The organism is Rouxiella sp. T17 (assembly GCF_036663475.1).
Taxonomy (GTDB): domain Bacteria; phylum Pseudomonadota; class Gammaproteobacteria; order Enterobacterales; family Enterobacteriaceae; genus Rouxiella.
On sequence record NZ_JAWUEA010000015.1, the window covers coordinates 46,380 to 58,179 of the forward strand.

Genomic DNA, 11,800 nt, shown 5'->3' on the forward strand with positions numbered 1-11,800 from the left:
ATAGCCGGGTTCCGTGGTTCAACATCTTTAATGAACGAAACCAGGCTATGAATTTACATTGAATTGAGAATTTAAATCAGCGCATGAATTTAAATCCAGCCATGAATAATTATTCAAGTTAGGTAAAAAAAACCCAGCCTTAGCCGGGTTGGCTGCCTTCTCCTGCGTCAATCACCGCTTTTTGCGCGACTACGGCGGCTTTCTGCTGCATACGGTTCTGCATCTGATCGATAATTACCGCGATGATAATGACCACGCCTTTGATAACCATCTGCCAGAATTCGCTCACGCCCATCATGATCAGGCCGTCGGCCAGAAAACCGATGACAAAGGCGCCGACCAGCGTGCCGAGAATGGTGCCGCGTCCGCCAGCCAACGAGGTACCGCCCAAAACCACCGCCGCAATAGCGTTCATTTCAAACGAGGTGCCGTTGGCCGGATGGCTCGCCACTAGCTGTGACGAGACCACAATGCCCGCAATCGCCGCACAAAAACCTGACAGTGAATAGACCAGAATTTTTATGCGTTTCACCCGCACGCCCGAAAGTTCAGCCGCGCGTTCATTGTCGCCAATCGCATAGACCTGACGACCAAACGGCAGGCGGCGCGCGATATAGGCGATGACCAGCGCGAGGACGATCATCATCCAGATGGCGTAAGGCAGCCCCAGAAAGTTTCCGGCACCGATTTTGTCAAAACCGGTGTTGCCAAGCTGCGGATTTCCCTGCAAAGCCGGGAAGGTTTCTCCGCCGGAGGTCAGCATCGCCGCGCCGCGCAAAATGTACATGGTGCCCAGCGTGCAGATAAACGGCGCGACGTTATAACGAGTGATAATCCAGCCGTTCGCCGCGCCGATAATCGCGCCGACCAGCAGCACAAACGGCACGATAACCCAGACGGTCGGGAAAATCGCAATGCCAAACATCGGCAGTACGATGCCCTTGGTGATCAACCAACCCGCAATCATGCCGCACAGCCCCAGCGTCGCACCGATTGAGAGATCGATACCCGCCGTGATGATAACGAAAGTGATACCCAGCGCCAGAAAGGCGTTAATGGCGATGTGTTTCACCATAATCACCAGACTGCCGACGGCGAGAAAATCGGGAACGGTAATGGCAAAAAAGCCGACAATCAGAAACAGCGCAATAAAGGTACGCAGTTTTAACAGCAGCAGGATCAGGCTCTCCCGCGAGTTAAAAGGTTTGAGCGCAGGCGCAGTCAACGCCACTCCAGGACTATTTTTCATATCAGAACCCCTGTGCACTTGCTTTCACCAGCGCCGACTCTTCCGCCGCCGCCCGAGGAATATCGGCGGTCAGCTTGCCGCCGGACATCACCAAAATACGGTCCGAAACCGCCATAATCTCTTTCAAATCTGAGGTGGAAAAGAGGATGGCAATGCCCTGTTCCGATAAATTGACCATCATTCGAAAAACATCGGCTTTCGCGCCGACATCAATTCCCCGGCTCGGCTCATCCAGTAACAGCAGCCTTGGATTAGTCAGCAGCGAGCGGCCAATTACCACCTTCTGCTGATTACCGCCGCTCAGCGCGTTAATGGTGACTTCCGGCGATGAGACTTTGATCGACAGATTGCTCACCGTGTTATCGACCACTTTCTGCTCCTGCTGGCGTGAAATAGCGAAACGATGATCCAGACGCTGCCACAGGCTGGCGATGGTCAGATTACTGGCAACGGATGAAACCGGAAAAATACCGGAACGTTTTCGATCTTCGGGTACCAGACTCATGCCCATGCGGATGCGATCGGCAGTCGAAAGTCGCTGCGGCACCGGTTTACTATCGAGCCACAGCTTGCCGAGATAGTTACGCTGAGTGCCGAGTAAACATTCAAAAAGTTCGGTTCGTCCTGCGCCCATCAGGCCATAAATGCCGACAATTTCTCCGGCACGCACGTTAAACGAGACGTTTTCAACCAGCGTATTGCCCGACGGGCCGACACAGGTAATCCCTTCCGCTTCCAGCACCGCCGCGCCAAATTGGCGATCGGGATGCAAAAAACTGCTGACGGGATCGCTGCCGAGCATTTCGCGCACAATCCACGGCACGTCGATATCACTGACCTGCGCTTCGGCCTGAAAACGCCCGTCGCGCAGGATGGTAATCACGTCGCCTATCGTCATCAGCTCCTCCAGCCGATGCGAGATATAGATGATGGTCACGCCCTGACGCGTCAGCTCGCGGATGACGCGAAACAGAATTTCGACCTCTGTTTTGCTTAACGCCGAGGTAGGTTCGTCGAGGATTAAAATATCGGTGTCTTCGGCCAGCGCCTTGGCAATTTCCACCAGCTGCTGCTGCCCAACCTTAAGATTGGCGACCAGCTCGCGCGGCGAAATGACCTGATCCAGCCGTTTCATCAGCTCAGCGGTGCGCGCCTCCTGCGTTTTTTCATCGATAGGCTTCAAACCCTTCTGTAGCTCGCGGCCCAGAAAAATATTCTCCGCCACCGAAAGATTCTCAAACAGGTTCAGCTCCTGATGCACCATGCCGATACCGAGTTTGGCGGCGGCGCGGGTGCTGTCGAGCTGGACCTGCACGCCGTTAAGCCAAATCTCTCCGCTGGTCGGTTGCTGAACGCCCGCCAGAATTTTCATCAGCGTTGACTTACCCGCGCCGTTTTCACCGATGATCACGTTAACCTTGCCGCGCCAGACGTTATAGCTGACCTTATCCAGCGCCAGCGTGCCTGGAAACAGCATCGACACGGCGCGGGTTTGCAGAATAATCGGATCGGGCTGGCTCATTAAGGCTGCTCCTGTTTTAGCGTCACGGCTACCACGTCCTGCACCTGATTCGGTAGCATGCTCACCGCCAACACCAGTTGCACCGGTTTGCCGACCCAGCCGTTATCTACCGTCGGCAGCTGTTTCACCGCGTGTCGGTTTAAAGCCTTGGTCAACTGAGCAAACTGCACCTGATTGGTGAAGTCTTCAAATTTAAATCCGGCGGCGTCGCGGATGGCGTTGCTACGCATTACCGGCCCAATCATGACCGGCACGGATTCGCCGTTGATGGTGACGGTTAACACCCTTTCTCGTTCTTCTGGCGCACTCAATGCTGTGACCGTTCCACTGGCGCGAACGAAAACGCTTTCAGTGGTTCCGGCTTTCACTGTGCTGCTCTTGGTTTTCATATCCGCCCAGCTCAGGGCGTGTTCCTGAGAATTTTTCAGCACTTTGCTGTCCCAATTCTCTTCTGTAACCTGCTGCGGCGTCTGATTACTGAAACTGGCTTTGGCCAGCGGATCTTTCGGAATGATCGGCTGGCCGCTGCTATCCAGATCCACCACGGTGCAGCCACTCAGCAGCACCGCCGTGGTCAGTAAACCGGCGAACGAGAGTCTCGTCACCATCATCAACTCCTTGCTTTAATCACTTGGCGAGCTTGAGATAATTACCCATACCTAGATGTTTATAAGGAGTTAACTACTTGGCAAGATTAAAGTTTTTCAGTTTACTGGCGTTGCTGTCGTCGATTAACACGCAGTCCATCAGCTGTTTCTCACCTTTTTGCGCCTTGCCGTTGGTCAGGTAATAGTCGGCCTGCTCAATCGCCATTTGCGCCTGCGCCCAGCCCGGTTGCAGCACGGTCGCCTTGATATTGCTCTTGTTGATAATTGAATCACGGACATAATCGCTACCGTCGAAGCCGACCACGATCACGTTGGTTTTACCCGCCGCCTTAAGCGCCGCTTCTGCGCCGAGCGCCATGGTGTCGTTACCGGAAATCACGCCAACAATATTCGGATTCTTTTGCAAAATGGTTTCCATACGGCTGAAGGCTTCCGTTTGACTCCAGTTAGCACTTTGCTGGGCGACCATTTTCATATCGGAATAGTCATCGAGCACGTCGTGATAACCTTGCGAACGCACGCCGGAGTTAGTGTCGGACTCTTTGCCGAGCAGCTCGACGAACTCCCCTTTGCCGTTCAACAATTTGGCGAATTTCTCCGCGCCCAGCTGCGCGCCCTGATAGTTATTGGAGACGATTTGCGCTACCGCAATGCCGGTTTTGTTGATTTCGCGGTCAATCAGGAAAGTCGGGATCCCGGCATCTTTGGCTTTCTGCACCGGCCCTACCGTGGCGTCTGCGCCGGCATTATCCAGCACGATGGCTTTCGCTTTGCGACCGATCGCCGTTTCGATCAGCTGATTTTGCTTATTAACGTCGTCGTCATGCGAAGCCACCAGCGTGGTATAACCCAACGCCTTGGCCTTTTGTTCGGCACCTTCGGCTTCGGCTTTAAAGAACGGATTGTCGTGTGACGGGGTAATAATCACGATGAGCCCTTTTTCAGCCGCAAACGCGGAAGAAGAGAGAGCAAGAGAAGAAAGCAGCAGACCGGCAAGTAGGGTACGTTTCATTATTATCTCCACTGTGAATATATATTCAATTGTGATTCTTTATTCATCCACTATCATTTACAGAGTGGTCTTTGTCTAAACAAAGGTGATGAAAAATAGAACAGGATCACAACCTGTGGTGATTTTTACGCCAATCCGTGAGTGAGTTGTCATTTTCGGCGCCTTGCATAACAATAAGGACGCCCGTTAATGGAGGAATTATGTCAAAGCAGGACGAACAGCGTTTGATGGTGAAGATTGCCACGCTTTATTACACGGACGGCGTAAAGCAGTCCGACATTGCCAAAACCCTGCATCTCTCCCAGTCGTTTGTTTCACGTATGTTGATGCGCTGCGTAAACGAAGGCATGGTGAAAATCAGCGTGATCCCGCCGAGTAACATTTTTCCTGCTCTTGAAAACAGCCTTGAAAAAAAGTACGGCATTCAGCAGGCCGTGGTGGTCGACGTCGAAGACGAGGCAACGCCCGCGCAGATTCGTCAGGCTATCGGCTCTGCCGCCGCGCACTATATGGAAACGCGGATCCGCGCCAACGATTTAGTCGGCATCTCCTCCTGGAGCGGCACGATTCGGGCGATGGTCGATGCGCTGCACCCGAAAAGCGTAAAGGCGCGTGGCGTGATCCAACTGCTGGGTGGTGTGGGTTCAAACGGCAACGTGCAGGCAACAATTTTGACTCAAACGTTGGCCGCACACCTTGGTTGCCAGGCGTGGTTGCTGCCGGCGCAAAGTATCGAGCGTTCGGTCGATGAGCGACAAAGGCTGGAGAATAATCAGGATGTCGCTGAAGTTATGGGCAAATTTGCCGAGGTGGACGTGGCGATCGTCGGCATCGGCGAGCTTGAGCCGTCGCAGTTGCTGAAAAATTCGGGCAACTATTACGATGAGGCGATGCTGGAGATTCTGGCGGCGCGCGGCGCGGTAGGCGATATTTGCCTGCACTATTTCGATGCCAGCGGCAAACCGGTATTAAGCGCCGAAGAAGATCCCGTGATTGGCATGGAGCTGGCGCAGGCGCGAAACTGTCCGCAGGTGGTCGCGCTGGCGGGCGGCGTTGGTAAGGCCAATGCGATTCGCGGCGCGTTAATTGGTCAATATATCAACGTGTTAATCGTCGATTATCCAACTGCGCAGCTGTTGCTGAAAGAGTAAGGCAAGAAGAAGAGGAAAAAAAAGAGGAAGCGGCTGGCGGGGTAATGGCCCCGCAGCGTTAAATCAGTGGGTTGACGGCTGTTGTAGAATTTCAACCGCCAAATGCTCATCTTTTTGCAGCAAAGTGAGCGGATGTTTACACTCTTCTTGAATGGCAACCAGCTGCTGATCGGTTAATCCATAAGGCAAGTGAATATCTACGCTGTAAATATTTTGCTGCTGAGCCAGTTCAATCAGGCGGACGATATTAATCTCGTCACTCACCTGCGTTGATACTACCTGTAAAGCCAGCGCGTTTAAATTATCTTGTCTGGACTTTTCCTGGGTCGTGCGCGAACGCAACACCATGCCAAAAAATGGCAAAACCCCATAAATGGCATCGAGAAAACTCCATTGTTTTTTACACGATGCGGACAGGTATTCCATGTAATTGAAGGACGCTTTTTCACTGCGCACATCGGGTACCAGGCGACTATCAGCCATCTCCATTCCTCTCGGGGCCAGTGCTCCCCTCTAACATTCGTTAGAAAGACCTTTCTTGAAATGACCATGTTTTACAACGATAAACCTATTCATCGCGTCAAACATAATCCTCTATATAATGGCATAGCTTTATATAATGACATAGTTTATTGATGCTTTGCTAGCGAGTTCAACGGCCTAATGACGTCGACGCGAGCAGTACATTCAGGTAATTTAAACGACGACTTCCTGCGGTCATAGCGTTGCCGCCCCGCTCGCGCTATGCTGGACTCCGATTTTCACGTAAACAGCAAATCTATGAATAAAATCGTTTTTGTAGAAGATGACGCCGAGGTCGGTAAATTGATTGCCGCCTACCTCGGCAAGCACGACATCGACGTTCTGGTCGAACCGCGCGGCGACACGGCGCAGGCGAGAATTGCGCTCGAACAACCTGATTTGGTGCTGCTCGACATCATGCTGCCCGGCAAGGACGGCATGACGCTTTGCCGCGACCTGCGCCCCACTTTCGACGGCCCAATTGTGCTGCTGACTTCGCTCGACAGCGACATGAACCATATTCTGTCGCTGGAAATGGGCGCCAATGATTATATTTTAAAAACCACGCCGCCCGCCGTTTTACTGGCGCGGTTACGGCTACACCTGCGTCAGCGCCCCTCTTCAACGACGCCCGAAGGTGAGAAAACCAGTCAGCCGATTCAGAAAGGGAATGCGCTGCATTTCGGTAAACTGTGTATTGATCCGGTAAACCGTGACGTCACGCTCGGCGATGAGACGATTACACTGTCGACCTCCGATTTTGATTTGCTGTGGGAGTTGGCGACGCACGCTGGCCGCATTATGGATCGCGAAGCATTACTGCTAAATCTGCGCGGCGTCAGTTATGACGGCATGGATCGCAGCATCGACGTGGCGATTTCCCGCCTGCGCCGTAAACTTTACGACAACGCCCTCGAGCCGTTTCGCATCAAAACCGTGCGCAATAAAGGCTACCTTTTTGCTCCCAATGCCTGGGAGACGGCGAAGTAATGAGAAAACTTTTTGTGCAGTTTTTCCTGCTGCTGCTGGTCTGTTTTCTGGTGATGGCGATGCTGGTGGGGCTGGTCTACAAAGTTACCGCCGAACGCACGGGCCGTCAGTCGATGAACGACCTGATGAAAAGCTCGCTCTATTTGATGCGTAGCGAGCTGCGTGAAATTCCTATCCGCGACTGGAACAAGACGATCAGCACGCTGGAGCTGAATCTGTCGTTCAAACTTCATATCGAGCCGCTGGGTAAACGAAAGCTGAGTCCGGCGCTGGATGCTCAACTGCGTGACGGCGAAATCGTTGCTCTCGACAGCGAATACACCTTTATTCAACGCGTGCCGCGCAGCAATTACGTGCTGGTGGTCGGCCCAATCCCTTATCTATTTTACATGCACGAAATGCGGCTGCTCGACCTCGGGCTGTTGATATTTATCGGCTTATCGCTGGCGTTGCCCGTATTTCTCTGGATGCGACCGCACTGGCAAGACCTGCTGCGGCTCGAAAACTCGGCCCAGCGGTTGGGTAATGGCCATTTAGATGAGCGAATTAATTTTGATTCGACTTCGAGCTTAAATCGGCTTGGCATCGCCTTTAACCAGATGGCCGATAACATCAACACGCTGATTGCCAGTAAAAAGCAGCTGATTGACGGTATTGCCCACGAGCTGCGTACGCCGCTGGTGCGTTTGCGTTATCGATTGGCAATTAGCGAAAACCTGCCTGATTCCGAACAACAGGCGATAAACCGCGATATCGGCCAGCTTGAATCGCTTATCGACGAGCTGCTGACCTACGCGCGTTTGGACAGACCGCAGGTTGCGCTGCACTTAACGAAAATCAATTTGCCGGAATGGATCGAAGACAAAGCCGACGATTTTCGTTTGGTGAATACCGAACATGAAATCGAACTTAATGTTACTAAACCGGCAGATTTTGGCGGCGTTGATTTGCGTTTGATGGAGCGGGTGTTAGACAACCTGGTTAATAACGCGCAACGTTACGCCCGCAATAAATTGCGCATCAGCCTGTGGCTCGACGGCGAAGACGCCAGCCTGCAGGTGGAAGACGACGGCCCGGGCATTCCGCCGGAAGAACGCGCGCGTATTTTCGAACCGTTTGTCCGTTTGGACCCCAGCCGCGACAGAGCGACCGGCGGCTGCGGCCTCGGTTTGGCGATTGTCCATTCTATCGCCGTGGCCTATCAGGGACGGGTCATGGTCGATGCCAGCCCGCTCGGCGGCGCAAGTATGCGCTTCAGCTGGCCGATAAAACCGTCGTTTAATTTGGCTATCGAGCCGCAATAACTCATTTTTCTTTTATTTTTTACAGCACGGAGTTTCTCATGACGACAGCTTATGCACAGTTACGCGCTACATTTACCCGCTTGTCGCGATTCAGTCATCTTTCCTCGATTGCTGGCTGGGATATGCAAACCATGATGCCACCGGAGGGCAGCAAGGCGCGGTCCGAAGCGCTGGCCGAATTAAGCGTGCTGCAACATCAGATTCTCACCGCCGGTAAAGTGGGCGAATGGCTGGAACAGGCGAAACAGGAAGATCTCAACGACCTCGAGCAGTCCAATCTGCGCGAGATGGCGCGTCAATATCAGCATTCGGCGCTGCTACCCGAAAGCCTGGTGGAAGCCAAATCGCTGGCGGGTGCGCGCTGCGAACACGCGTGGCGTCGTCAGCGTCCGGCCAATGACTGGGAAGGTTTTGCCGATAACCTGCGTGAAGTGGTGAAGTTAAGCCGTCAGGAAGCCGCACTGCGTTCGGAAGCCGCCGGTATCAGCCGTTACGATTCTCTTCTCGATCTCTACGAGCCGGGTATGACCGCCACCAAGCTCGACGGCATTTTCGGCGATTTGAAAAGCTGGTTGCCGCAGCTTTTGCAAAAAGTGGTCGAGAAACAAAAGTCGACGGCTTTCATTCAACCGCAGGGCCCTTTCGCTATCGATAAGCAGAAAGAGCTGGGTCTGAAAGTCATGAAGCGTTTGGGCTTCAATTTTGACGCGGGACGTCTTGATATCAGCGCGCATCCGTTCTGCGGCGGCGTGCCTCAGGATGTTCGCATCACTACCCGTTACAACGAAAATGAATTTATCACTGCGATGATGGGCGTCGTTCACGAAACCGGCCACGCGCGCTATGAACAAAACTTGCCGAAAGAGTGGCTAGGCCAGCCGGTTTCGAATGCAAGGTCGATGGGCGTTCACGAATCCCAGAGCCTGTTGTTTGAAATGCAGCTGGGTTGCAGCGATCGCTTTTTGAAATCGATCTTCCCGCTGGTCATTGAACAGTTTGGCGAACGCGAAGGATTAAACGAAACCAACTTTATCAATCTAAACCAACGGGTGCAGCCGGGCCTGATTCGCGTTGACGCCGATGAGGTGAGCTATCCTGCGCACGTGATTTTACGTTATGAAATCGAGCAGGCGTTAATTGAAGGCGACATTGAAGTCGAAGATATTCCGGCGCTGTGGAGCAGTAAAATGCAGCAATATCTCGGACTCGATACGGTAGGCAATTACACCAACGGCTGTATGCAGGATATTCACTGGACCGACGGCGGCTTTGGCTATTTCCCGACTTACACGCTGGGCGCAATGTACGCGGCGCAGCTGTTCCAAACCGCGAACAAGGCGATTCCGACCCTGCAAGATGATATTAGCCGTGGCGATTTGACGGCGCTGTTCCAATGGTTGAACCAGAATATCTGGCAGCACGGCAGCCGTTTCTCGACCGATCAACTGATGCAAAACGCCACCGGCGAAATGTTGAATACCGATTATTTCCGCCAGCATCTGGAAAATCGTTATTTATAACTAACGCTCAACGACTCGAAAAATAGTAAAGAAGCAAATAGGTGCGCAAATTGAAACGCGCCTATTTGCTTCAACTTTCGTCTTTAAATTCCTGTTCCTAGAACCCCTGTTTCCTGCCTAACTGTTTTTGCTTAAGATCTACCTTAAGAACGAATAAAAGCCAGCAGGTCGGCATTAATGACATCTGCGTGGGTTGTATGCATACCGTGAGGGAAGCCGGGATAGATCTTCAGCGTGCTGTTTGAAAGCAATTTATCTTGTAACAACGAAGCATTTTTATAGGGAACCACCTGATCGTCGTCGCCCTGCATGACCAGAGTCGGCACGGTGATGCTTTTCAAATCCTCGGTCTGATCCGTTTCTGAAAACGCTTTAACCCCATCGTAATGGGCTTTAGCGCTGCCAGTCATGCCCTGACGCCACCAGTTTTGAATGGTGCCCTCTGAAACCTTTGCCCCTTCCCGATTAAAGCCATAGAAAGGACCCGAGGCAACATCTACAAAAAACTGCGAGCGATTACCGGCGGTGCCAGCACGAAGACCATCAAAAACTTCCAGCGGCGTGCCTTCTGGATTGCTCTCTGTCTTTAGCATTAAAGGAGGCACCGCGCTGATTAACACGGCTTTCGCCACGCGCCCCTGCGGTTGTCCATATTGAGCGACATAACGCGCAACCTGACCGCCGCCGGTAGAATGGCCAATATGCACCGCGTTATGCAGGTCCAAATGCTCAACTACGGCTGAAGCATCGGAGGCATAATGGTCCATGTCGTGGCCGTCACTCACCTGATCCGACTGGCCATGCCCGCGCCTGTCAAAAGCGATGACTCTGAAGCCCTCCCCCAAGAAAAACAGCATCTGGTTATCCCAGTCATCGGCGCTTAGCGGCCAACCATGATGGAAAACAAGGGGTTGGGCATCTTTCGGGCCCCAGTCTTTATAGTAGATATTTACACCGTCTTGCGTCGTTACAAATGCCATAAAACGAACTCCTCATGTGAAAGAAAAATCGATTTTCATCACTCGCTTCTCATGCAGGGCGAGACATCAATTGCAGAGAGCGATAGAGATTATTCAGAACTTTACCGGCCAAACAGACAACACGAGTATCAATCGCACATTCAAAAATATTTGTAAATGCGAATGTATATTATTGCAGCAACTTCACCATTGACCTTAGCACATCTGTAACTTCGGCAATTAACCGCACATCTTTTTGAGAAAAAGCGTACTAAGCGCCGTTGCTGCACCTTCAGATCTCACGATTTTTCAGCAATTTATGCCCTCACAAAGTACAAATACATGAACCACTAACAGTATGTTGTAACTAAGCACGTTATTTGTCTGTACATATTAAGAAGCCGTTAAGGTTAGTAAATTGATTTTAAAGGAAATAAATGTTTGTACATTGCGTTACACGCCGAAACCAATCACTCACGGACAAGCGTGTCGAACAGGCCTAGTATTCTCCTACCGGCCCCGCAGTGGGGTGGACACTTAAACAAAAATTCTGAGGAATTAATTGATGAAAAAGGTATTAGCTCTGGTTGTTGCCGCTGCAATGGGCCTGTCTTCTGTAGCTTTCGCTGCTGAAACCACTACCGCTGCACCTGCTGCTGCAACTACAACAACGACTGCTGCGCCAGCTGCCAAAGCTCACGTAGCTAAAAAACACAGCAAAAAGCACGTTGCACAGAAAGCTCAGGCTGCCAAAAAACACGCTAAAAAGCATGCTGCCAAGAAGTCAGTAGCTCAGAAAGCACAGGCTGCTAAAAAGCATGCTAAAAAACACGCTGCAAAAGCACCAGTAGCTCAGAAAGCTCAGGCTGCTAAAAAGCACGTAAAGCACGCTAAGAAGCCAGTTGCCCAGAAAGCACAGGCTGCTAAAAAGCACGCTAAGAAACACGCTGCAAAAGCACCAGT

General features: G+C 52.1%; 11 protein-coding genes. 5 read left to right on the forward strand and 6 right to left on the reverse strand.

Annotated features, from left to right (window positions below):
• Window positions 1–139: 139 nt before the first annotated feature.
• From SC206_RS04930 to SC206_RS04945, 4 genes are all read right to left on the reverse strand, one after another.
• A complete protein-coding gene (locus SC206_RS04930; protein ID WP_332734764.1) occupies window positions 140–1,249 on the reverse strand; it encodes an ABC transporter permease in 1,110 nt (369 codons plus the stop codon).
• Window position 1,250: 1 nt separating this feature from the next.
• Window positions 1,251–2,771, reverse strand: coding sequence for a sugar ABC transporter ATP-binding protein (locus tag SC206_RS04935; protein WP_332734766.1), 1,521 nt, complete (start codon window positions 2,769–2,771; stop codon window positions 1,251–1,253).
• The gene (locus tag SC206_RS04940; RefSeq protein WP_332734768.1) at window positions 2,771–3,382 is read right to left on the reverse strand and encodes a DUF2291 family protein; all 612 of its coding nucleotides are present in this window, start codon (window positions 3,380–3,382) and stop codon (window positions 2,771–2,773) included. Before SC206_RS04940 ends, SC206_RS04935 begins: the two co-directional genes overlap by 1 nt.
• A 70-nt stretch (window positions 3,383–3,452) precedes the next feature.
• Window positions 3,453–4,391, reverse strand: a complete 939-nt coding sequence (locus tag SC206_RS04945; protein ID WP_332734770.1) for a D-ribose ABC transporter substrate-binding protein — start codon at window positions 4,389–4,391, stop codon at window positions 3,453–3,455.
• A gap of 200 nt (window positions 4,392–4,591) precedes the next feature.
• On the opposite strand from SC206_RS04945, the gene SC206_RS04950 reads away from it, so the two are divergent.
• Window positions 4,592–5,542: a sugar-binding transcriptional regulator gene (locus tag SC206_RS04950; RefSeq protein ID WP_332734772.1), complete on the forward strand. Its 951-nt coding sequence runs from the start codon at window positions 4,592–4,594 to the stop codon at window positions 5,540–5,542.
• 63 nt (window positions 5,543–5,605) lie between these two features.
• Here the strand turns inward: SC206_RS04950 and SC206_RS04955 are convergent, their stop codons facing one another.
• Window positions 5,606–6,025, reverse strand: a complete 420-nt coding sequence (locus SC206_RS04955; protein WP_332734775.1) for a hypothetical protein — start codon at window positions 6,023–6,025, stop codon at window positions 5,606–5,608.
• Between the two features lie 297 nt (window positions 6,026–6,322).
• On the opposite strand from SC206_RS04955, the gene rstA reads away from it, so the two are divergent.
• The 3 genes from rstA to SC206_RS04970 are packed head-to-tail and all read left to right on the forward strand — an operon-like array spanning window position 6,323 to window position 9,878.
• Window positions 6,323–7,054 carry a two-component system response regulator RstA gene (gene rstA, locus SC206_RS04960; protein ID WP_332734777.1) on the forward strand — a complete coding sequence of 244 codons (732 nt, stop codon included), beginning with the start codon at window positions 6,323–6,325 and terminating at the stop codon, window positions 7,052–7,054.
• Window positions 7,054–8,358, forward strand: a complete 1,305-nt coding sequence (rstB, locus tag SC206_RS04965; protein WP_332734779.1) for a two-component system sensor histidine kinase RstB — start codon at window positions 7,054–7,056, stop codon at window positions 8,356–8,358. Before rstA ends, rstB begins: the two co-directional genes overlap by 1 nt.
• Window positions 8,359–8,396: 38 nt before the next feature.
• Window positions 8,397–9,878: a carboxypeptidase M32 gene (locus SC206_RS04970; protein ID WP_332734781.1), complete on the forward strand. Its 1,482-nt coding sequence runs from the start codon at window positions 8,397–8,399 to the stop codon at window positions 9,876–9,878.
• Window positions 9,879–10,021: 143 nt separating this feature from the next.
• On the opposite strand, the gene SC206_RS04975 is transcribed toward SC206_RS04970, so the two are convergent.
• The gene (locus SC206_RS04975; RefSeq protein WP_332734783.1) at window positions 10,022–10,858 is read right to left on the reverse strand and encodes an alpha/beta fold hydrolase; all 837 of its coding nucleotides are present in this window, start codon (window positions 10,856–10,858) and stop codon (window positions 10,022–10,024) included.
• Between the two features lie 544 nt (window positions 10,859–11,402).
• Between SC206_RS04975 and asr the strand changes: the two genes are divergently transcribed.
• The coding region (asr, locus tag SC206_RS04980; protein ID WP_332734785.1) for an acid resistance repetitive basic protein Asr at window positions 11,403–11,800 on the forward strand (398 nt) is incomplete at its 3' end.